Below are 20,252 nucleotides of genomic sequence, written 5' to 3'. Positions count from 1 at the left end.
ACGCTCGCCGAATGCGAGCACCACCCCGAAGGAGAAACCCCATGCCCATCTTCATCGAAAGCGTTCGCTTGTCTGCCCGCGACCTCGCCCAGGCGAAGGAGCGAGCCATCAGCTCCGCACGAGAAATCAGCGACGCGCTGACCCGTGCACGGCAGCACCGTGACCCGAACCTGACGAAGGATGCCTTGGCGAGGCTGCAGCAGGAGATGGCACGCGAGTTCCGCGCTGCCGCCCAGACCGACGTGGAGAACCTGCGCCGCTCCCTCGAGAACTCCCGTCGGTACCTCATCGACACTGCCAGGGAGAACGTACGCGTCGCCGACGACCCGGCGGCTCTCATCCGGTCGGAGCAGAAGTGGCGGCAGGTGGAGCGGCAGCTCGACGCCGGCATGGAACTCCGCGACATCCTGAAGACGGCTGACATGGACACCGCCCTCGCGATCGCTGAGTTCGGTCCCTCCTGGGTCGCCGCCAGCGGCTACCGTCCGCCCACGTTCCAGGAACGCGTGGGAGCTGCCCTCGCCCCGGACGCTGTGCCGGCCGCGGTGACTTCGTGGATGCAGCGAGCGGTGTACGACCGGATCGCGCAGATCACCCCCGACGAGCGCCTCGCCGAGCTTCTGACCGCCGCGAACACCGCCGACGTGAAGTTCGCCGCCGCGGCACCGTACCTCGACGCCGCGCAGAGCCTGGTCGACACGGGGGCCGCCGACATGATGGCCGCCGGGATCGCCTCTCACGTCGCCGAGGCGGACGCGGCACCTGTCGCCGCCTGACGGCGATCCAGACGCTCCTGAGGCACACGGGAGCCGCCACGGGCCGCCTCGCGCTCATCTTCTCGCGAGGCGGCCCCTCGGCGACAAACCCGCGAAGGAGCCTAGAGCAGCGAGAATGCGGACCGGGCTAGATCGTTGGCGGCCGTTCGACGCTTGGTTTTCGACGGGTACTCGGCCATCGGCTGGATGAGCGTGTGGGCGGGATCGTAAGGCTCGCCAGGCTCGAGCGGGTCGGCGACGACTGCAAACTCCGGTCTGACCGCCGTGTCAGCAAGGCCCGATGTGAACGACTCGATCAATGCCCGACTTGTCCTGGCGACCGCGGGGTGGGCGTCAGTTGCGATGCAGTCTTTCGGCAGCCCCAAAATCAGGAGAATGCGCGATCTGTACACGGAGCATCCGTCGTCGTCCCACCTGAGCGCGCCACCTTTGAGTTTCCGTGTGCCGTCGCCCTCGTCCCTCACGACTGTGTCGTAGTGGGACGGATCTTGGTCGTTGAACCTTCGCAGGATCTCTTCGTGCATGTGAACCTCGCGGTCGATCGTGACCGTGAGGCTTGTGAACTCCGTCAAGACTCAGCGCAAGGGAAGAGGATTCTGGACAGCGGGAGCCACGCGCCGCAGGAATTCCCGTGCGGCTACAACGGGAGCGTCGCTTTTCGACCACCAACCCGTGATGGTCTCGCATAGGACGCGTTCTCCTTCTGAACTGCGAGCGGACAGCAGGATCTCGGTTTCGTCTTCATAATCCAGAAGAAGCGAATTGCCGTTGACGAGCCACTCGACCGAAATTCCGCCTTCACCGTTATCCGCTACCTGGGGAGTAGGTGTCCCGTCGGTCACGAGCGCGCCCAAGAGCCGCAGGACCGAGGAGTATCGGCGGACACTCGTGGCCGTCGCGCCCTGTCGCCGAGCCAGCGAGACTAGCTGCCGATGCGCGTAGGACAACAACGCGGCACGAGACCTGTCGATCGGCGCAACGTCTTCCATGAACGAGAAGGACGGACGCCCGTGCGCGTGTTCGTCCAGCTGCGCCCCAATGTCATCTCTCGAGAGAGTCGCGCTCAACATCACTCCGAAGCCCCCCACTTGCTCGTCGCGTCATCGGACACTATCGCGAAGAACGCTTCCTTTGACACATTGTGGGCGTTATCCACCATTTCGAGTATGCGGCTCTCCGGCAAGGTCGAGCCCACGAACACCTTTGTGGACACTGTGAGTGTCGTTGATGCCGGCCCGGTCCCTCCCGGCAGGATCGACACGGTCAGTTCAGCGAATCCTGTGTCGACCGGCACGTTGGTCACTACCTCGTATCGCTCGCCGACGACGCTTCCCGGCAGCGGCCTGGTGGGCTTCCGGAAGACGGAGTAGGTCTCATGGAGTCCGGGTACTGTCCCGTCGATCCTGTTGATGTACGAGTACTCGGCGACGAGTGGAATCAGGTCGCCGCCCGGGCGCTCTAACTGTGTGATGAGCGCTTCGAGACCGGGCCTGATCGTGGCGTCGTAGCCAGGGTAGAGCCCTTCCCCGTCCAGCCGACGCCAGTTGAGCAACAGCCGGTCATCCTGGGTCTGCACAAGCCAATGATGATCCGGGGACGCCGTCCACAACCGGGTCGGAGGTGCGGTGTGGAACATCTGCATCTCAAACTCCGCACCAGGCTGGCCCTGGCCCTGGGGTCGCGTGCTCGGGAGTGCGCCCTGTGCTGACGCGATTGGGTACTGACGGCTCCACCGAGCTGATTCCTGGACCAGCCTCACGACGTCCATACCCCGGGGGTGGAATTCAATCCCGGCTACCGCCTCCAGAACGGGGGGAGCCGCCAGTGTCCGCTTCAGAATGCTGTCGCTCTCGTCGCCCACGATGCGAGTCTAGGAGGTGGTGCGACACTGGCTCGCTTCAACGCGGCGGCGACAACATCCTGACAACAAATGAGTGAGGTCAGGGCAGACCCCAGAAACCTAAGAAGGCCGTCAATGACTGAAAAGACGTGCCTCTGTCGCTCTTCGCTCGCGATCCTGTAGCAGTGAACGAGGTTTCCGGTACCAAAGGTCGCAGGTTCGATTCCTGTCGGGGGCACCCCTTCTTCACCGGGTGATCGCGGCATGGCGCGCGCTGTTCGTGCGGCATGCATGGCCGCCCGCAGCGGCGCGCCCGACCATATCAGCCACCTTCGCGCGGCGGCCTTGGCGCGCAACGGAGCCGGACGGGACCAAAGACCCGGCCCGGTCGCGCCGGACGGGAATAACGTGCACCCGACCGCACCGAAGGAGCACGCGATGTCCCCACCGAAGACGACTCATCGCGGGACAGGTCGTGTTGCGGTGATGCTCGGACTGACTGTGCTTGCTGCGCCGCTGCTGGGCGGCTGCGCCGACCTCGCCACCCAAGACCTCTGCGCACAGTACGACGATGTCGTCGCCTCGGTCGAGGAACTGCGTGCGACGGATCCGGTGTCGACGAAGGCCGAGCAGATCCGCGCTGCCGCCGCTGAGGTGAGCGACGAACTCGATCAGTTCCAGGCCGTCACCGAGGGGCGGCTCGACGATGCGGTGACCCGGCTGCGGGAGAGCGTCGATGCCGTGCGACAGGCGGCGGTGGATGCCGGCGCGGATGCTCGAGAGACCGCATCACCCCTCATCGAGCAGTCCATCCAGGGCGTGCGGGATGCCTGGGCCGGCGTCCAGAACATCGCCGAGTCGCAGTGCCCGACCGCGGGATGACAGACAAGGCAGGAGAGGCAAATGGACATTCTGGTGTTCGTGCTCGAGGCCCTCGTGGTACTCGGATGCATCATCATGGGCACGCGGGCGGGTGGCGTCGGCGTCGGCCTCTGGGGCGGGGTGGGCACCTTCCTCCTGGTGTTCGTCTTCCGCGAGGCGCCGGGATCTCCGCCGTCGGCGGCCTTGGCGATCATTCTCGCGGTGGTCACCGCCGCCGCGATGATGCAGGCCGCGGGAGGCATCGACTGGATGGTCGCGGTCGCGGCACGGGTCATTCAGCGGCATCCGAAGCAGATCACCCTGATCGCCCCGCTGACCGCATTCGCATTCTCGGTGGGCGCCGGCACCAGCAACATCATCTACCCGCTGCTGCCGGTCATCTACGACGTGTCCTACAAGAACGGCATCCGCCCATCCCGACCGCTCACGCTGACCGTGGTGCAGTCCGGCATCGCGCTCGCAGCATCGCCGGTATCCGCCGCCATGGCTGCCATGGTCACCCTGACGGAGGTGGCCCCGTACAACCTCGGGCTCACCCAGATCCTCGCCATCACCCTGCCCGCCTGCCTCGTGGGCATCGTGGTCACCTCGCTGGTGGTCAACCGGCTCGGCAAAGACCTCGACGACGACCCGCAGGTGCAAGCCAAGATCGCCGCCGGTGAGCTGGCCCACTGGAGAAGCGAAGGTGAGAAGGCGACGACCGCCGTCGCCGCATCATCGAGCGGTGGTGGCGGCGCGGGCTCATCGGGTACGCGTGGCTCAGTGAAGACCGGCGAGCCGGCAGGGACCGCAGGTGGTGGCGCAACATCGATACCCCAACCGACTTACACCGCGCGGGGCCGGAATTCCGCATTGACCTTCTTCGCGGGGGTCCTGGCAATTGTGCTGCTGGGACTCTTCCCGGTCCTTCGTCCGTCGTTCCCGGTCGAGGGCGGCGACCCGGTACCCATCGACATGACCACGACGATCGTCATGGTGATGTTCGTCGTCGGCGTGCTCATCCTCTTCATCGGCCGGCCCGACGTGAAGACCGTTCCGGACATGTCGGTCTTCAAAGCCGGGATGATCTCAGCCATCGCGCTCTTCGGGATCGCCTGGCTGACCGCAACGTTCATTTCGGCGCATGAGGAAGTCATCGTCGACACCATCGGCGGTTGGGTCAACAACTGGGTGTTCATCTTCGCTCTTGCCGTCTTCCTCGTGGCGGCGCTGACGACGAGCCAGTCCACCGCGACGCGGACCATCGTTCCCATCGGTCTTGCCGCAGGCCTCGCACCGGGAATCGTGACCGGCATGTGGGCGGGCGCTCTGGGCGGCGTATACACGCTGCCCGCGAACGGGACACAGATCGCCGCCGCGAACTTCGACCTGTCGGGAACGACCAAGCTCGGGACGAAGCTGGTCGACCACAGCTTCTTCGTTCCCATGCTGGTGCTGTCGGTGGTCACCATCCTCGTCGGCAGCCTGATCGGGGCGATCTTCTTCCGCTGAGCGGACACGTCGGCTCGGCGGTGGTCATGCGGCTGAGCACCTACAGAATCGGAGAAGAGATGGCACCGCACACCCGGATGCAGCTGGAGACCGCTGACATCGCACAGAAGGCCGCCGAGCTCATGCCGGGCGTTCTCGCCGACCTGAAGACGCTCGTCACGATCCCCTCCATCGCCTTCCCCGGCTACCCGGAGGAACCGGTCCGGCGTATGGGCGAGGTCACCCTGCAGATGTTCCGCGACGCGGGGTTTCGCAACGCGCGACTCATGGACGTGCCGACGGGGTATCCCCCCATCTACGGCGAGATCGCGGGGCCGGAAGGATCGCCCACGGTGGTCCTGTATGCGCATTACGACGTCCAGCCCGCTCCCACGGAGCAAGGCTGGACAAGCGACCCGTGGACCGCGACGACGACAGCCGAGGGCCGCATCTTCGGGCGAGGCGCGTCCGACGACAAGAGCGGACTCGTCACGCACCTGGGCACGCTGCGGGTCTTCGACGGTCAGCCTCCCTGCACCGTCAAGCTGATCCTGGAGGGGATGGAGGAGACCGAGAGCAATCTCGAGGCCTTCGTCGAGGCGCACCCGGAACTGTTCGCATGCGATCTCTTCGTCATCTGCGACATGGGCAATCTCCGCGTGGGAGAACCCGTCTTCACCACGGCGCTGCGCGGGGACGTGGCGTGCGTCGTCACCGTCCGGACGCTCGAGCATCCTCTTCACTCGGGTGTCTTCGGCGGCGCGGCACCGGACGCCATGATGGCACTCGCGCGCCTGTTGGCCACGCTCCACGACGAGGACGGCGACGTCGTCGTCGACGGCGTCTCGAGCGGAACGTGGGCCGGCGAGAATCTCCACGAGGACGACTTCCGCTCGAGCGCGGACCTTCTCCCCGGAGTGCGCCTGACCGGAACCGGTCCGATCGGCGACCGGCTGTGGACCCGCCCATCGATCAACGCGATCGGAATCGATATGACCAGCATCGCGGGCTCGTCGAACGTACTGATCCCCGAGGCGCGCGCGAAGGTCTCGATGCGGATCGTGCCCGGCTCCGATCCGATCCAAGAGCTGGATGCCCTCGTTCGCCATCTCGAAACGCACGCACCCTGGGGCGCGCAGATCGACGTTCAGCGCACCAAGGAGGCGCCGCCGTTCCGATGCGACACAGACGGGCCCGGTTACGCCGCTGCCCGCTGGGCGATGGAGACGGCGTTCGGCACGCCTGTCGGCGAGGCGGGGAGCGGCGGGTCGATCCCGCTGCTTCGCACGCTCCAGCATGCGGTGCCGGGGGCGGAGTTCGTGCTGTGGGGCCCGGAGGACGTCGCGGGCTCCCGCATCCATTCTTCGGATGAGAGCGTGGATCCCACCGAGATTGAACGGCTCATCGTGACTCAAGCACTCCTCTTGGAGCGCCTGGGCTCGCAGGACCCTGCGCGCACGTCGCGCGCATGATTCCGCGATGAACGCCGGCAGATTCGTTCAGGACGAGCCCGGCGGGCTCGTCTGGATCCCCGAGGGCACGACGTTCGGCTTCGACGACATCGTGTTCTACCGCGGAAAGGGGACGGTGCCCTTCGAGCAGATCGCCGGCGGCATCGACCTGATCCTCACCGGCCCCCACGCGACCGCTGCGTGCCCGCGGGAGCTGGCGCCCTTCATCGAAGCCGGCCTCACCGAGCGCCAGCAGCACGACTTCTCGGACGTGACCACGAGCGCTCTGTGCAGACGATGGGTCGAGGTCGACCCACGCGTGGTCTACATAGAGTTCCCGCACCACCGGATGCTGTTCGATCCGAACCGCGATTGGCCCGCAGAGCCCGAGAGCGGTCTCCGAGAGTTCTACGAGCGCCGTGACGCCCAGGCCGAGGGGGGAAGTGTCTCGTTCAACGGCGTGGACGCGATCCGGCCGGTCTCCTTCAGCGGAGTCCCGTTTCTGCGGCGCCCGCGCGATGACGAGCACTGGCGACGTCTGATGGGGGTCATCGGCGATCTGGGTGAACGCGGCGCCCGCCCCTATGCCCGCATCCGCGACGACGTCATCTCCATGGTCTTCGAGGCCAAATGCGTGGCGTTGCATGAGCTGGACATCGACCATTCGACCGTCGCCGACCTCAACAGCGCGCGGATGCTGCATGTCCAGTGCGTCCACGACACCATGAACGCAACCGTGGGTCCCGAGGGCGCCGTCGACCAGGACAAACCCCGAGGCGACTGGCTCCCCCGAATCGTGTCGCTAGGGAACCGCGGCGACGCGCGGGGTGAGCCTCGGCCACTACTCGACGGCAGCCCGCTGCCGCTCAGCGATGTGCCGATCATCGACGGCAGCCAGTTCCGGAGTCTGCAGCAGGCGCTCGCTCTGGCCTTCGACGTACCCCCCGACCGCGTCCAGGAGGACCTCGCGCTCAACGCGCCCTACCTCGGCGCCTTCGAATGCCAGGCCGTCGGTCGCCTGCTGCGCGCGCTCGAGCCGCAGGGAATCGTCCGCCATCGCAGTCAAGAGAGGTCAGTGCGGATTCGCACGGGCGCCTACCAGGCGGAGTTCCTGCGTGAGACTCTCCTCGGCGAGGAGAACACCGCGCACATCCGCCGTGCCGGAGCGGATTGGCCACCGAGCGACACGACGCACATCACGGATCTCGCCCTCCGGCTCACGCGTGCATACGACATCCTCCGCCGCTGGGACTACGATCTCCCGCCGGTCTCCGCCTACACACCTCCGCGATTCCGTTGACCGATGCGGGGCCGGGGGCGTGCGAAGCCCCCCAACCCCAAACCCCCATCAGCTCAGCAGCTTCGCCTTCGCGGCCGTGAACTCATCGTCCGAAAGGACTCCCCGGGTATGCAGCTGCGCCAGCTGATCAAGTCGGGCGATCACGTCGTCTCCGGCCGCGGGCGGCGGTGCGGCCGACGCCTGGGCGGCTTGCGCGTTGGCGACGGCCTCCGCGGCCGCTTGATCCATCGCCGCCTGCTGCTGAGCTGCCTCGTCAGCCTGCTGCTGCGACTGGTCGGCGTACTTCTCCTGCTGGCGCCGCTGCACGCGGCCCGACACGGCGGTGGCGGTGCCGGCCACGACGGCTGTTCGGGCGGCCATCCCGATGAGGCCCGGTCGGCCTCGTCGTCCTAAGGGCATGTCTTTTTCCTCTCTCAGTCCGCGTACTCGGATAAGAACGCGTTCACGACGGGCGCAGGGATTCCCTCCCGCGCGATGACGGCGCCGCCGGCGTCGTACAGAGCGGCGGCGAACGACTTCGCCCACAGCTGTTCGATGACGAGGATCGCCGCGGACGTGCCCGGCTCGAGGGCGTCCGCCATGTACTGGACGTCGTCGTGGCCGGCCAGGCCCGCAAGGTCGAGAGCGGGCGCACCGTCGTCGACGGTGTCACTCAGCTCCAACATCTCGATCTCGCCCTCCGGAGAGCGACGGGCGAACACGAGGTCGAGGAGGTTCACCGTGCCCGTGGCGACGAGATCGTCGATCGCCTGGAGCACTGCCGGGCCCGGGCGATCACCGTCGAAGGCAATCGCGTAGAACTCGATCGGACCATAGTCGAAGGTTGTCATGTCCATCTCTCTTTCCCCGCCGACGGCAGCGACGGCGAACCCGATAAACGCTACGAACGGAACCGGCCCCGTCCCGGGTAGAAAGTCCCATGGCAGAGCGGATCGGCGGCATCAGGCCGGCGAGGGCCCGTCCGTCGAGCGCAGCTCTCTCTCCCGCGCTTCACGGCCGCCTCGAACGCGCTTCCAGACGAGGTCCAGCAAGAGGGCGGCGAGCAGGACGACCATGAGCGCGATCGCCGTCTTCGGTTCGCTGACGAGCGTCGTGGAAGCGAACACGACGAAGGTTCCCAGCGTCGCGATCAGCGCGATGATCAGCACGACGAGGCTCGCCCCGGTCTCCCGGTACGTCCGGAAGTGCGACACCGTGACCGCAGAGAACACCAGGAGCGCCACCGCGCTGCCGAGCGAGGCGATGCTGTTGAGGTCGAGCAGCACGATCATCAGGATGGTGACCAGCGCGAGCACGACGAGGCCGACGGGGGCTCTGCGAGCGATCTGCGTGCCGAACACGGGAGGGAACTGGTGGACTTGCGCGAGGTGACGGGTCATACCCGCCGCCGGGTAGAAACTGGCGTTGACCGCTCCCGCCGTCGAGAAGAGCGCTGTGACCACCATCAGGACGTAGCCGGCGTCGCCCAGGGTGGGCCGAGCGGCTTCGGCGAGCGCCGTCGAGCCGTAGGCCACGACCTCCTCTGCGGTGAGGGTGCCGAAGACACCGAGCGATACACCGACATAGACGGCGGTGGCGATGCCCAGCGCGATGTACATGGCGCGCGGCAGCTGCCGGGACGGGTCCTTCAGGTCCTTCGCGGTGAACGTGATGACGCCGAAGCCGAGGAAGGCGAAGAAGGTCAGCGCGACGCTCGCGATGATCTCTCGCACCCCGGGGTAGCCCGCGGGGTCTAACAGAGCCGGGTCCCAGTTGGCGATCGTGACGATCGCGAAGAGGGCCAGGATGCCGAGGACGATGTTGACGATGACCGATTGCACACGCGCGACTGCGCGGGCTCCGATGATGTTCAGCAGTGTCATGACGAGGACCAGCGCGATGGCGAGCACGGTGGCCCAGAACGGGTCGCCGCCGGCGACCACGCTGCTGGCGTAGCCGCCGAAGGAGGTCGCGACCATCGCGGCGACGATCCCCCCGGTGATGTAGAACAGCCAGGCGACGATGCCCGTCACGTGGCCTTCCCCGAACCCCTTTGCGAGGTAGGCGAGCATGCCACCCGACGACGGATACGCTGCACCGAGCTTGGCGAAGGAGTATCCCTGCAACGCGGCGATGGCCCCGGCGATGAGGAACGACAGCCAGACGGCCGATCCTGCCACCGCCCCCGCGGCGCCGAGGAGGGCGAAGATTCCCGCTCCGACCATCGCGCCCACCCCGATGAAGGCCGCTTGCAGAACGGTCATCGGCTTCTTGGCGGCGCCGGTCGGCGGCGCGGGCTGGTCGGTCATGGGCACACGGCCCCCTCCCCCTGTGGGGCCGCGGCCGCGGCGTCTCACACGCCGGTGCGCAGCTCGCGGCCGTGCACGGTCAGCGCGTAGATGATGACGACATCGATGGCGATGACGATCAACGACCACCAGGGTTGAGCCGGGATCAGCATGAGCTGGCCCACGGCGCTCAGCCCGGCGAGGATGACGGCGATGACCCGCGCCCACGTCTGCCCGGCGAACAGCGCCACAGCGGTCAGCACCAGGAGCGCCCCGACGATGAGGTTCCACCAGCCCCAGCCGGCGACGTCCATCAGCCACAGCGATCCGTTGGTCATCACGTAATACGTGTCGGGACCTACGAGCGCGACGAGGCCCTGTACGCCGCTGAAGACTCCGCTGACGAGAAGGATCACCCCGGCGAAGACGACCCACCCTGCCCATCCGGTGGTCTCGGCGGTGTCCATGCCCGTCGTTCTGACAGTACTCATGTCGTTTCCTCCAGCCTCGGCGACTCGGCCCCTGTGCCGCGGGCGCTACCCCGACGCTAGGGCGGCGCCGCGGACGAGGCAGGGACCAAGGTCCTGAGGAGGACGGCCTCCCCGGTGGGGCTCAGCCGGGGCTCGGAACGAAGAACAGCCCGTCGAGAAGCCCCGGGTTGTGGGCGTGCACGAGCACGGCGAACACCACGGCGTCGAAGAGCAGATGCACCGTGACGACGTAGGCGAGTGACCGCGTGCGCATGAAGATGTAGCCCTGAAGGAGCGCGAAGGGGATGGTCAGCACCGGACCCCACGCGCGGTAGCCGAGTTCCCAGAGGAACGACACGAAGACGATCGCCTGCAGCACATTGGCCTGCACGTCGGGGAAGTGGCGGCGGAGCAGGGCGAAGCACGTGCAGATGAAGAACAGCTCGTCCCAGATGCCCACCGCGCCCACGCCGACGAACAGTCGCGCGATGAGGTCGGGGGTGTCCACGACCGGCCAGTTCTGGTAGACCCCCGACGTGATGAAGTAGAACGGCAGGATCAGCCAGCCGAGCACCAGCACGCCTACGAGCCAGCCCCACTGCAGCGAGGTCCACCGGCCACCGCCTCGCCACGGGAAGCGGATGGCGTAGTCGCGATACACGAATCGCGAGATCAGGTAGGGCACCAGAACCGCCCCGCCGAGGGCCACCGTGAACCGCAGCATGGCGATGTTGTCGAGCTCGGCCTTGAGCGGGATGGCGCTGACGATGAGCAGACCGGCGGCGATGAGAGACAGGTCGCGAAGGATGCCGGGGGGCCGACGCCCCTCGAAGCCCTCCGCCGCCGTGCCCGAGGTCATCGCACGGCGGGCGTCGGATCGCTCGACCAGGAACGCTGCGAGCAGACCCGCGGCCAGAAGGGTCCACCCGAGCCAGGGCAGCAGGAGGACGAAGAACGCCGGAGCGGCCAGGCACACCAGGATCGCCGGGGCGAGTTTGGCCGACAGCGCCGGGCGGTGGAGGGTCGCGACCTCGGGAAGCGCGGGCATCAGCGCCCACCGGCGGTGCGGTAGGCGAGGTCGCGGATCGCGCGCCCCGCTCGCTCGCCCTTGCGCTCGAACGCGGTGAGCACCCGCCCGGGGTGACGCTCGGCCCACTCCCCTGCGAAATCGCGCGTGAATCCCTGCGCCTCATCGAACACGAGGCGCATCTGCTGCGCGTAGTCCTCCCAGTCGGTGGCCAGTCGCACGACGCCGCCGGGGCGGAGCGCCTGCCGGACCAACGGGGCGAAATCCGCGTCGATCAATCGGCGCTTGGTGTGCCGCTTCTTGTGCCACGGGTCGGGGAAGAAGATCCACAGCTCGTCCACCGAGCCGGCGGGCAGAAGATGCTCCAGCACCTCGGGCGCGTTGGCCTCGGCCAGGCGGAGGTTCCGCGCGCCCGCCCGGTCGGCGTCGAGCATCGTTCGGGCAAGGCCCGCCTTGAAGACCTCGACGGCGAGAAAGTCGCTGTCGGGACGGGATGCCGCGGCGTGGACGATCGCGTGCCCCTGACCCGACCCGATCTCGACGACGAGAGGCGCGTGACGGCCGAACACCCGTGCGGGATCGATCGCGGCACCCGGCCGCACGCTCGTGGCGGCCTCGCCGCGCGGGATCTCCAGCGCGTAGTGCGCCGACAACTCCGCCCAGGCGCGTTCCTGGGCCTCGGACATCCGGCCGCTCCGCCGGACGAACGACACCGGCCGCTCACGAAAGACGCGGACGTCGGTGGCTTCGGGCATGCCCCCAGGCTACCGACCCCTCACGCGGTGCCGGGTTCGGTCACGAAATCGATGAGCTCCTCCACACGCCCGAGAAGCGCCGGTTCGAGGTCGCGGTACGAGCTCACGCGTCCGAGGATGCGCTGCCAGGCGCGGGCGATGTCGGCCTGATCCCGCGCAGGCCAGCCGAGCGCCCGGCAGACGCCGACCTTGAACTCGATGCCCCGCGGCACCTCGGGCCACGCGGTAATCCCCATCGCCCGGGGCGTGACGCACTGCCAGACGTCGACGAAGGGATGCCCCACGATCCGCAGGAACGGCCCGTGGCGGGACGCCTCGACCGCGGCCGCCAGCCGCGACTCCTTCGAGCCCGGCACGAGGTGGTCGACGAGCACGCCGTAGCGGCGGTCGGAACGGGGCGGGTCGGCGTCGAGGACATCGGCGAGATGGTCGACTCCTTCCAGATACTCGACCACGACCCCCTCGACGCGCAGATCGTCGCCCCAGACCTTCTCGACCAGTTCGGCATCGTGTCGTCCCTCGACGAGGATGCGGCTCGCCCGGGCCGTCCGCGCCCGCGCGTCGGCGACCGCGAACGATCCCGATGCCGTGCGTCTAGGTGCCGACGCCGCCGGACGCGGGGGGTCGAGGATCACGTCGGCTCCGTCGATGATGAATCCGGGCCCGAGCGGGAACACCCGTCGCCGACCGAGGCGGTCCTCGAGTTCGACCAGTCCCCCGGTGACGCCGGTGACGGCGCCGCAGAACCCGTCGTCGGCGACTTCGACGACGAGGTCGCGCTCCGCGCCGACGCGCGCCACCACCGGACGGCCGCGCTCGCGCCACCCCGCCGACAGCACGTCGCCACCGTATCGATCGTCCATCTGTTCCCCTCCGCGGCCGCGAAGACCCTATCCGTGAGGTGTCGCCGCGAGGCGCAGCGACCCGCGACTCGCGCGAGCCTGGACGTTTCCCTACCGCGTGGTCAGCCCCCCTGCATAGACTCACGGTGGGAGGCTGATCCATGCGTGCGCGATGGGCGGCGGCGGTCACGGCGGCGCTGACGATGATCCTCGTGGCGGTCGGACCCGCCGCTTCGGCGACCGACCCGGTGGAGCTGGGCGCCGGGTACGTGGTCGACGAGTCCGATGTGCTCGACCAGGCCGAGGAGTCGGCCGTGCAGGATCAGCTCGCCGAGCTGTACGACCAGACCGGCATCGACCTCTACGCGGTCTTCGTCTCGGAGTTCACCAACCCCGCCGACAGTCAGCAGTGGGCCGACGAGGTGGCCTCGCGGAACGGGCTCGGCGTGGACCAGTACGTTCTCGCGGTGTCGACCGATGGGCGGGAGTACTACATCTCCGCCGACAGCGCGGGCCCGGTGTCGGCCGACGAGCTGACCGCCATCGAAGGAGAGATCCGCCCCTTCCTCCGCGACGGGGACTGGGTGGGTGCGGTGACCACGACGGTCGCCGGTTTCGAGTCCGCCACCACCTCCGGTGCCGGAGCGGGGTGGATCTTCGTCCTCGTTCTCGTGGGGATCGCCGCCGTCGCCGTCATCTGGCTCGTCGTGCGCCGCCGCCGGGCCGTCGGTGCCGGCGCCGGCGCGCACCCCGCGTCGGCCGAGGCTCCGCAGGTGCCCCTGGCCGACCTCGAACGGCAGGCCGCCTCGGCGCTGGTCGACACCGACGACGCCGTCCGCACCAGCGAACAGGAGCTCGGCTTCGCCCGCGCGCAGTTCGGCGACGACGCCACCGCCGGTTTCGTCGCCGCCCTCGACACGGCCAAGGCGCAGCTCGCCGAGGCCTTCACGCTCAAGCAGCGCCTCGACGACGAGATCGCCGACACCGACGCGGAGCGCCGGGAGTGGAACGAGCGCATCCTCCAGCTTTGCCAGGCCGCCAACGCCGGGCTCGACGAGAAGGCCGCCGACTTCGATGCGCTGCGCGAGCTCGAGCGCACCGCGCCCGAGGCCCTCGCCCGTGTCGCGGGCGAGCGAGAGCATGCGATCGCCCGGCTCAGCGACGCGGAGGAGCGGATGACGCAGCTGCTCGCGATCTACCGCGACACCGCCCTGAGCGCCGTCGCTGACAACGTCGACCAGGCGCGTCAGCGTCTCGGGTTCGCCGAGCAGCAGCTGGCCGAGGCGAGGACCGCCCTGGATGGCGGCGATGGCGGCGAGGCCGCCGTCGGGATCCGCGCTGCCGAAGAGGCCGTCGACCAGGCCGAGGTGCTCGAGAACGCGGTGGAGAAACTGGCCACCGATCTGCGTGACGCCGAGACGGCGGCATCCGATCTCATCGCCGAGCTCGAGCGTGAGACGGCTGCATCGGGGGCACTGCCCGACCCCGACGGCCAGGTCGCCGCCGCCGTCGCGGCCACACGGCAGGTCACCGGGCTCGCCCGCGACGAATTGTCGGCGAGCCCCCGTGACCCGCTCGCGACGCTGCAGCGGCTGCAGGCCGCGGATCAGCAGCTCGACGCGCTGGTAGCGGGCATCCGCGACGCGCAGGCCGAGCAGCATCGGCTCACCGAGTCGCTCTCCCGCACCCTCACCCGCGCCCGCGCCCGGGTCGCGGCGGCGGAGGACTACATCATGACGCGGCGAGGGGCGGTGGGCGCGAACGCACGCACCCGGCTCGCCGAGGCCGGCGCCGCCGCCGTCCGCGCCGAGCAGCTCCAGACCTCCGATCCGCGCGCCGCACTAGCCGAGGCTCAGCGCGCCCAGGCGCTCGCCGACGAGGCCCTGGCCACCGCCCAGCGCGACGTCGGCGCCTTCGACGGCGGCGGATACAACAGCGACGGCATGTTCGGCGGTGGCCGAACCGGTGGCGGCGGCAGCGACATCCTCGGGGCCATCCTCGGCGGTATCGTCGTCAACTCCCTGCGCGGCGGAGGGGGCGGTTCCTCGTGGCGCTCCGGCGGCTCCGCCTCGTTCGGCGGACGCCGTTCGGGCGGCGGCGGATTCCGCACCGGTAGCTTCGGAGGGAGCGGCACACGCGGGCGCCGCGGAGGTGGCCGCTTCTGATCCGCCGCCCATGTCCGCAACCATCACCGGCACGCACATCGTTCGACCCCGAGCTCCGGCTCACCCCACGTACCGACAGGAAGGAAACATGATGGCCAAGCAGTCCATCTTCGGTCGCATCTCCACGCTCGTCCGAGCGAACATCAACGCCCTCATCGACCAGGCCGAGGATCCGCAGAAGATGCTCGATCAGCTGGTGCGCGACTACACCAACTCCATCGCCGATGCCGAGTCGGCGATCGCCGAGACGATCGGCAACCTGCGCCTGCTCGAGCGCGACCACCAGGAGGACGTGCAGGCGGCTGCCGAGTGGGGCAACAAGGCGCTCGCGGCCAGCCGCAAGGCCGACGAGCTGCGCGCCCAGGGCAACATCGTCGACGCCGACAAGTTCGACAACCTCGCCAAGATCGCGCTGCAGCGCCAGATCAGCGAGGAGAACGAGGCGCGGGCGATCGCCCCCACCATCGCCACCCAGACCGAGGTCGTCGACAAGCTCAAGGACGGCCTGAACGGAATGAAGCAGAAGCTGGATCAGCTGAAGTCCAAGCGCTCCGAGCTGCTGTCGCGCGCGAAGGTCGCCGAAGCCCAGACCAAGGTGCACGACGCGGTCCGCTCCATCGACGTTCTCGACCCCACCAGCGAGCTCGGGCGGTTCGAGGACAAGGTGCGCCGCCAGGAGGCCCTGGCCCAGGGCAAGCAGGAACTCGCCGCCTCGAGCCTGGACGCCCAGTTCAACGCGCTGGAGGACGTCGGTGAGCTCACCGAGGTCGAGGCGCGCCTGGCCGCGCTGAAGACCGGGGGCCCGACGCCCCAGGCGCTGCCCGCCAGCCCCGACGCGGTCTGATCGCATCGACGGGGGTGGGCGCACGATCGCCCACCCCCGTCGCCGTTCTCACGGAAGGAGCCGACGTGGCACGGTTCATCGTCGTCCCGCAGTGGCAGGGGTCGTCGTCGTCGCGGGCGATGCGTCTCATCGACGGGGCACTGGCGATCGCCGGCGATCTCCCCCGCGCCGCCACGACCATCCTCGACGTCCCCACCGAGGCTGGTGAGGACCTCGGCTCGGGAGTGCGCAGGTTCAGCTCCCTCAGACGCATCGCCGAGCTGGTCTCGCGCGCGGTCGCCGACGGCGACGGGCCGGCGGTCGTGGTCGGCGGCGACTGCGGTGTAGCCCTTCCCTCCCTCGCCGCGCTCGACACTTCCGATGTCGCCGTCCTGTGGCTCGATGCGCATGCCGATCTGCAGACGCCGTCGACGTCGCCGAGCGGGGCGTTCCACGGCATGGTCGTGCGTGCTCTCCTCGGCGACGCCCCGTCGGGGCTCGCCCTGGATCCCCCGCTTCCCGCCGAACGGGTCCTGCTGGCGGGGACCCGCGAATTCGATCCCGAGGAGGAGGACTTCGCTCCGGCATCCGGTATCACCCTTCTCGGCGCCGAAGCCCTCGCCGATTCCGATGCCGTGGCAGAGGCGGTGGCTGCGACCGGGGCCAGTCGCGTGTACATCCACGTCGACCTCGACGTGCTCGACCCCGGGTTGATCAGCGGGGTGAGTCATCCGGTGCCCTTCGGAGCCACGGTGGAGCAGGTCGTCGGCACGATCCGCGCCGTGCGAGCCCGCCTCCCCCTCGCCGGAGCGACGCTCACCGAGTTCTCCCCGACCGAACCCGAGGTCGCCGTCGACGATCTCGGCACGATCCTGCGCATCGTTGGGGCGTTGGCGTGAGCGACGACCCCGCCGACCCCGACCGGTTCATCCCGGCCCTGCTTCTCGACTCGCCGGTCAGCTACCTCGGGTACCTCTACGGGTGCACCCTCGGCCGCGTGTGGGGCGCGCTGTGGAGCACGGGCAGGGTCGAGCGCCGGGGCGGTCTGCTCGTCTTCCGCGGCATGCCGAGGTGGACCTTCGCGCGAGGCGGAGTGTGCGTCGGGGACTGCTTCCTCACCGGCACGGGCTCGATCGACGACCGGCTCCTCCGACACGAGGCGGTGCACAAGCGCCAATGGCGCCGCTACGGATTCCTCATGCCCGTGCTGTACCTGCTGGCGGGGCGTGATCCTCTGCGCAACCGCTTCGAGGTCGAGGCGGGCCTGGAGGACGGCCGATATCTTCCCCGCCGGCCAGGGCGCGTCAGCGCGCGGAGCTGAGACCGTAGCGAGCCGGCGTGTGGATGTGCGAGGGGTCGATCCCGCGCACCCCGGTGAGGTGTTCGACGATGTCGACGGTCCCGAGGTAGCCGCCCAGCAGATGGATGCGCGTGGCGTCGCCGTCGTCGCAGAGCATCTCGTCGGCCCATGCGATCACCGCGCGGGACAGAGCCTCGCCCGAGGCGCAGCCGCGCCCCGTGCCGGGTGCGCCGCTGCGGCGCGAGCGATCGAGCCAGGTGAGCACCATCCGCGGCGGAACAGCGATGTCCCTGCGGGCGGCGTCGTCGGGGATCTCGATGAACACCCGTCCGGTCGAGCACAGCGGGAGGGTCGCCAGCAGCGTCTCGAGCTCGACGAGTGACGCTTCGTCGGCGGCGATCACGTGCTGCACGCGCGTGTGCCGCGATGAGCGGCAGGCAGCGGTGTTGTGCTCGGTGGGCGACGGGGCGATCTTCGACATGGCCCTCTCACTATACCGCGGAGGAAGGGTTGCCTAACCTGAGTCGTTCGATGCGAGGTCTTTCTCGGAGGCACCCCTCGCCTCCTCCACGAGAACCTCGCGGAGCCGCCGTACCTCGTCCTCGCCGAGCCCGTGCGCGACGAGGAAACCGGCCACCGACCCGTAGCGCTCATCCAGGTCGGCGAGGAACGCGCGCATCACCGGCGCCGGGGAGCGGGTGGCCAGTTCCTCCAGATGAACGGCTTCGGGATGCCGCTGCTTCAGCCGCGCCACGATGTCGCGGTTGCGCCACTCGGGCAGCAGGCCCTCGGTGCGGGCGTAGTCGGCGATGATCGCCTCGCGGTCGACGCCCGCCGCGGCGAGCGCGATGGCGACGGTGACCCCCGTGCGATCCTTCCCCACCGTGCAGTGGACCAGGGCGGGGGGATCACCGAGGATGGCGCGGATCGCGGTCACGATCTGCTCACCCGATTCCTCGGCGAGCGAGCGGTACATGTCGGACAGGCTCATGTCCTGGGTGAAGAACGAGGTCACCGAGCCGAGGAAGAGCGGCACATGGGCCGTGGTGACCCCGAGCGAACCCACGCGGCTCGGGGCGTGGGCGACCTCGTCGTCGGCGCGGAGGTCGACGATGGTCCGGATGCCCAGGCGACCGAGCGCCGCCACACCGTCGTCGTGGAGCTGGGCGAGATTCCCCGACCGGAAGAGGACGCCGGATCGCGTCGTGCCGCGACCGGCCGGGAGCCCCCCGGTGTCGCGGAGGTTGACGCTGCCGGGGACGTGCGGGGCGTCCGAGGTCATCGCGAGGTCGCCGCGCTGGTCTCCCGCGACGCAACCGGGTACCGCCCGGCGATGGCGAGGCGGTTGAAGGCGTTGATGGAGATGAGGATCCAGCTGAGGGCGACGTACTCGGCCTCGCTCAGGACACCCCCGACACGGTCGTAGACGTCGTCGGGGATCCCGTCGTCGTGGATGAAGGTGAAGGCCTCGGCCAGCTCGAGCCCGGCCCGCTCGCGCTCGGAGAAGACGCCCGAGTCACGCCACGTGGCGATCTGCGCGACGACGTCGGCGTCGAGCCCCGCCTTCACCCCCTTCTCCACGTGCACGCGCACGCAGTAGGCGCAGCCGTTGAGCTGGGACACGTGGATCTGCACGATCTCCTTGAGGCGGTCATCGATGCCGGCCTCGGCCGCGATCGCCCCGACCTGCTTCGCCAGGCCCGCGAGCGAGCTGTAGGCGGGGGGAGCCGACTTCGCCAGGTGTACGCGCTGTTCCGCGGTCATGGCGTCAGCCTACCCGCGCGGCCGCGAGCGGGCCTGAGGCAGAATGGCCGCGTGACCGAACCCGCCGATGAGTTCTCATTCCTCCCCGCCCAGGCGGCCGACGCCGGTCTGCCGGGCCCGCTCCCCCACGGTGAGCGCCGTCGGATCGACCTTCCCGACGGTCGGGTCGTCAGCGGACTGCGGTGGTGGTTCGATTCCCCCGGTGACCGCGCCGTGGTGACCTTCCTCCACGGTGCGGGGCTGAACGCCCACACCTGGGACACCACCGTCATCGCCCTCGGTCTTCCGGCCCTCGCGATCGACCTGCCCGGACACGGCGATTCGTCGTGGCGCGCCGACGCCGCCTATGTCGGACGGATGCTGGCACCCGACGTCGCCACGGCGATGACCGCCTGGACCGATCGTCCGCAGGTGCTGGTCGGACAGTCCCTCGGGGGTCTCACCGCCGCTGCCGTCGCCGCCACTCGCCCCGACCTCGTCGAGCGCCTCGTCGTGATCGACATCACCCCGGGCCTCGATCCGAACGCCGGGGCCGCACAGATCCGCCGGTTCTTCGCCGGACCCACGGATTGGGCCGACCGCGACGAGCTCGTCGAGAAGGCCATGGCATTCGGACTCGGCGGCGGTACGCGCGAGAAGGCGGCGCGGGGGGTGTACTTCAACTCGCGCATCCGCGCCGACGGGCGGGTGGAGTGGAAGCACCACTTCGCCCACATCGCGGCCGCCGCCTCCGACGGGGGCGACCGGCCCGCCACCGACGCCGACGCGGGCGCGGGGAGCGATGCCGTGGCTGCCGTGCTCGGTGAGGCGGGATGGGAAGACCTCGCCGCCGTCCGCGCTCCGCTCCAGCTGATCCGGGGCGAGCGTGGCTACGTCACCGACGCCGACGCCGAGGTCTTCCGCGAGCGGGTGCCCGCGGCATCCGTCCTCACTCTCGCCGGCGGCCACAATCTGCAGGAGGACGCCCCCGTCGCCCTGGCCGCCGAAGTCCGACGGGCCGCCGGGAAGGATTAACGCTTCTGTTGCGTTCCGGGTAGCGGGTTCGGCAGGGTTCCCGGCGGTTCCCTAGGCTGTATCCGCACCACGGCTCGCTCGGGCGAGCCTGCCGGCATCCCCCTCC

22 protein-coding genes are annotated in these 20,252 nt (G+C 69.1%); 10 read left to right on the top strand and 12 right to left on the bottom strand.

Features of this window, described 5'->3' with window-relative positions; all coding sequences use genetic code 11:
• Positions 1-41: 41 nt before the first annotated feature.
• Complete coding sequence (locus tag FBY40_RS07830) at positions 42-776, top strand: hypothetical protein (RefSeq protein ID WP_141937782.1); 735 nt, start codon at positions 42-44, stop codon at positions 774-776.
• 101 nt (positions 777-877) lie between these two features.
• On the opposite strand, the gene FBY40_RS07825 is transcribed toward FBY40_RS07830, so the two are convergent.
• A complete protein-coding gene (locus FBY40_RS07825) occupies positions 878-1,348 on the bottom strand; it encodes a hypothetical protein (RefSeq protein ID WP_141937781.1) in 471 nt (156 codons plus the stop codon).
• Between the two features lie 497 nt (positions 1,349-1,845).
• Complete coding sequence (locus FBY40_RS07820; RefSeq protein ID WP_141937779.1) at positions 1,846-2,637, bottom strand: hypothetical protein; 792 nt, start codon at positions 2,635-2,637, stop codon at positions 1,846-1,848.
• Positions 2,638-3,102: 465 nt separating this feature from the next.
• Between FBY40_RS07820 and FBY40_RS07815 the strand changes: the two genes are divergently transcribed.
• Genes FBY40_RS07815 through FBY40_RS07800 form a run of 4 tightly spaced genes read left to right on the top strand, consistent with a single transcriptional unit; the run spans position 3,103 to position 7,719 of the window.
• Positions 3,103-3,498, top strand: a complete 396-nt coding sequence (locus tag FBY40_RS07815) for a hypothetical protein (RefSeq protein WP_141937778.1) — start codon at positions 3,103-3,105, stop codon at positions 3,496-3,498.
• A gap of 21 nt (positions 3,499-3,519) precedes the next feature.
• The gene (locus tag FBY40_RS07810) at positions 3,520-4,989 is read left to right on the top strand and encodes an anaerobic C4-dicarboxylate transporter family protein (RefSeq protein WP_141937777.1); all 1,470 of its coding nucleotides are present in this window, start codon (positions 3,520-3,522) and stop codon (positions 4,987-4,989) included.
• 59 nt (positions 4,990-5,048) lie between these two features.
• Positions 5,049-6,440 carry a M20/M25/M40 family metallo-hydrolase gene (locus FBY40_RS07805; RefSeq protein WP_235014691.1) on the top strand — a complete coding sequence of 464 codons (1,392 nt, stop codon included), beginning with the start codon at positions 5,049-5,051 and terminating at the stop codon, positions 6,438-6,440.
• A gap of 7 nt (positions 6,441-6,447) precedes the next feature.
• A complete protein-coding gene (locus tag FBY40_RS07800; RefSeq protein ID WP_141937775.1) occupies positions 6,448-7,719 on the top strand; it encodes an N-formylglutamate amidohydrolase in 1,272 nt (423 codons plus the stop codon).
• A gap of 48 nt (positions 7,720-7,767) precedes the next feature.
• On the opposite strand, the gene FBY40_RS07795 is transcribed toward FBY40_RS07800, so the two are convergent.
• From FBY40_RS07795 to FBY40_RS07765, 7 genes are all read right to left on the bottom strand, one after another.
• Positions 7,768-8,079 (bottom strand): SHOCT domain-containing protein, encoded by a 312-nt coding sequence (locus tag FBY40_RS07795; RefSeq protein WP_235014688.1) that lies wholly within the window; start codon positions 8,077-8,079, stop codon positions 7,768-7,770.
• Between the two features lie 53 nt (positions 8,080-8,132).
• Positions 8,133-8,549, bottom strand: a complete 417-nt coding sequence (locus FBY40_RS07790; RefSeq protein ID WP_141937772.1) for a DUF6325 family protein — start codon at positions 8,547-8,549, stop codon at positions 8,133-8,135.
• A 111-nt stretch (positions 8,550-8,660) separates the two neighbouring features.
• Complete coding sequence (locus FBY40_RS07785; protein ID WP_141937770.1) at positions 8,661-10,007, bottom strand: APC family permease; 1,347 nt, start codon at positions 10,005-10,007, stop codon at positions 8,661-8,663.
• A gap of 44 nt (positions 10,008-10,051) precedes the next feature.
• Positions 10,052-10,477: a DUF7144 family membrane protein gene (locus FBY40_RS07780; RefSeq protein WP_235014685.1), complete on the bottom strand. Its 426-nt coding sequence runs from the start codon at positions 10,475-10,477 to the stop codon at positions 10,052-10,054.
• A 121-nt stretch (positions 10,478-10,598) separates the two neighbouring features.
• On the bottom strand, positions 10,599-11,504 hold the full coding sequence (locus tag FBY40_RS07775; protein WP_124292801.1) for a CPBP family intramembrane glutamic endopeptidase: 906 nt from the start codon (positions 11,502-11,504) through the stop codon (positions 10,599-10,601).
• Positions 11,504-12,238 (bottom strand): tRNA (guanosine(46)-N7)-methyltransferase TrmB, encoded by a 735-nt coding sequence (gene trmB, locus FBY40_RS07770; protein WP_141937768.1) that lies wholly within the window; start codon positions 12,236-12,238, stop codon positions 11,504-11,506. The genes FBY40_RS07775 and trmB overlap by 1 nt, the downstream gene beginning before the upstream one ends.
• Positions 12,239-12,258: 20 nt before the next feature.
• The gene (locus FBY40_RS07765) at positions 12,259-13,101 is read right to left on the bottom strand and encodes a DUF3097 family protein (protein WP_141937766.1); all 843 of its coding nucleotides are present in this window, start codon (positions 13,099-13,101) and stop codon (positions 12,259-12,261) included.
• A gap of 140 nt (positions 13,102-13,241) precedes the next feature.
• On the opposite strand from FBY40_RS07765, the gene FBY40_RS07760 reads away from it, so the two are divergent.
• From FBY40_RS07760 to FBY40_RS07745, 4 genes are all read left to right on the top strand, one after another.
• Complete coding sequence (locus tag FBY40_RS07760) at positions 13,242-15,245, top strand: TPM domain-containing protein (RefSeq protein ID WP_141937764.1); 2,004 nt, start codon at positions 13,242-13,244, stop codon at positions 15,243-15,245.
• Positions 15,246-15,336: 91 nt separating this feature from the next.
• Entirely contained in the window at positions 15,337-16,089 is a 753-nt protein-coding gene (locus tag FBY40_RS07755; RefSeq protein ID WP_141937762.1) for a PspA/IM30 family protein, read from the top strand.
• A gap of 65 nt (positions 16,090-16,154) precedes the next feature.
• Complete coding sequence (locus FBY40_RS07750) at positions 16,155-16,967, top strand: arginase family protein (protein WP_200829951.1); 813 nt, start codon at positions 16,155-16,157, stop codon at positions 16,965-16,967.
• Positions 16,964-17,389, top strand: coding sequence for a Fe-S oxidoreductase (locus FBY40_RS07745; protein WP_200829950.1), 426 nt, complete (start codon positions 16,964-16,966; stop codon positions 17,387-17,389). The genes FBY40_RS07750 and FBY40_RS07745 overlap by 4 nt, the downstream gene beginning before the upstream one ends.
• Here FBY40_RS07745 and FBY40_RS07740 read toward each other — a convergent pair.
• Genes FBY40_RS07740 through FBY40_RS07730 form a run of 3 tightly spaced genes read right to left on the bottom strand, consistent with a single transcriptional unit; the run spans position 17,373 to position 19,132 of the window.
• Entirely contained in the window at positions 17,373-17,849 is a 477-nt protein-coding gene (locus tag FBY40_RS07740) for an SIP domain-containing protein (protein WP_141937760.1), read from the bottom strand. The two genes, FBY40_RS07745 and FBY40_RS07740, sit on opposite strands and share 17 nt — an antisense overlap.
• A 33-nt stretch (positions 17,850-17,882) precedes the next feature.
• Positions 17,883-18,650: a tyrosine-protein phosphatase gene (locus FBY40_RS07735; protein ID WP_141937758.1), complete on the bottom strand. Its 768-nt coding sequence runs from the start codon at positions 18,648-18,650 to the stop codon at positions 17,883-17,885.
• Positions 18,647-19,132 carry a carboxymuconolactone decarboxylase family protein gene (locus FBY40_RS07730; RefSeq protein WP_124292794.1) on the bottom strand — a complete coding sequence of 162 codons (486 nt, stop codon included), beginning with the start codon at positions 19,130-19,132 and terminating at the stop codon, positions 18,647-18,649. The genes FBY40_RS07735 and FBY40_RS07730 overlap by 4 nt, the downstream gene beginning before the upstream one ends.
• Positions 19,133-19,183: 51 nt before the next feature.
• On the opposite strand from FBY40_RS07730, the gene FBY40_RS07725 reads away from it, so the two are divergent.
• Positions 19,184-20,146 carry an alpha/beta fold hydrolase gene (locus tag FBY40_RS07725; RefSeq protein ID WP_141937756.1) on the top strand — a complete coding sequence of 321 codons (963 nt, stop codon included), beginning with the start codon at positions 19,184-19,186 and terminating at the stop codon, positions 20,144-20,146.
• Positions 20,147-20,252 lie beyond the last annotated feature (106 nt).

The organism is Microbacterium sp. SLBN-154 (genome assembly GCF_006715565.1).
In the GTDB taxonomy this organism is placed as follows: Bacteria; Actinomycetota; Actinomycetes; order Actinomycetales; family Microbacteriaceae; genus Microbacterium.
Note: the sequence above shows the minus strand (reverse complement) of the source record. Positions and strands in the feature narration are given on the sequence as shown.

Coding starts and splice junctions, on each gene's coding strand:
- FBY40_RS07830 (WP_141937782.1), top strand. CDS start 42: ATGCCCATCTTCATCGAAAGCGTTCGCTTGTCTGCCCGCGACCTCGCC.
- FBY40_RS07815 (WP_141937778.1), top strand. CDS start 3,103: ATGCTCGGACTGACTGTGCTTGCTGCGCCGCTGCTGGGCGGCTGCGCC.
- FBY40_RS07810 (WP_141937777.1), top strand. CDS start 3,520: ATGGACATTCTGGTGTTCGTGCTCGAGGCCCTCGTGGTACTCGGATGC.
- FBY40_RS07805 (WP_235014691.1), top strand. CDS start 5,049: ATGGCACCGCACACCCGGATGCAGCTGGAGACCGCTGACATCGCACAG.
- FBY40_RS07800 (WP_141937775.1), top strand. CDS start 6,448: ATGAACGCCGGCAGATTCGTTCAGGACGAGCCCGGCGGGCTCGTCTGG.
- FBY40_RS07795 (WP_235014688.1), bottom strand. CDS start 8,079: ATGGCCGCCCGAACAGCCGTCGTGGCCGGCACCGCCACCGCCGTGTCG.
- FBY40_RS07790 (WP_141937772.1), bottom strand. CDS start 8,549: ATGACAACCTTCGACTATGGTCCGATCGAGTTCTACGCGATTGCCTTC.
- FBY40_RS07785 (WP_141937770.1), bottom strand. CDS start 10,007: ATGACCGACCAGCCCGCGCCGCCGACCGGCGCCGCCAAGAAGCCGATG.
- FBY40_RS07780 (WP_235014685.1), bottom strand. CDS start 10,477: ATGAGTACTGTCAGAACGACGGGCATGGACACCGCCGAGACCACCGGA.
- FBY40_RS07775 (WP_124292801.1), bottom strand. CDS start 11,504: ATGCCCGCGCTTCCCGAGGTCGCGACCCTCCACCGCCCGGCGCTGTCG.
- trmB (WP_141937768.1), bottom strand. CDS start 12,238: ATGCCCGAAGCCACCGACGTCCGCGTCTTTCGTGAGCGGCCGGTGTCG.
- FBY40_RS07765 (WP_141937766.1), bottom strand. CDS start 13,101: ATGGACGATCGATACGGTGGCGACGTGCTGTCGGCGGGGTGGCGCGAG.
- FBY40_RS07760 (WP_141937764.1), top strand. CDS start 13,242: ATGCGTGCGCGATGGGCGGCGGCGGTCACGGCGGCGCTGACGATGATC.
- FBY40_RS07755 (WP_141937762.1), top strand. CDS start 15,337: ATGGCCAAGCAGTCCATCTTCGGTCGCATCTCCACGCTCGTCCGAGCG.
- FBY40_RS07740 (WP_141937760.1), bottom strand. CDS start 17,849: ATGTCGAAGATCGCCCCGTCGCCCACCGAGCACAACACCGCTGCCTGC.
- FBY40_RS07735 (WP_141937758.1), bottom strand. CDS start 18,650: ATGACCTCGGACGCCCCGCACGTCCCCGGCAGCGTCAACCTCCGCGAC.
- FBY40_RS07730 (WP_124292794.1), bottom strand. CDS start 19,132: ATGACCGCGGAACAGCGCGTACACCTGGCGAAGTCGGCTCCCCCCGCC.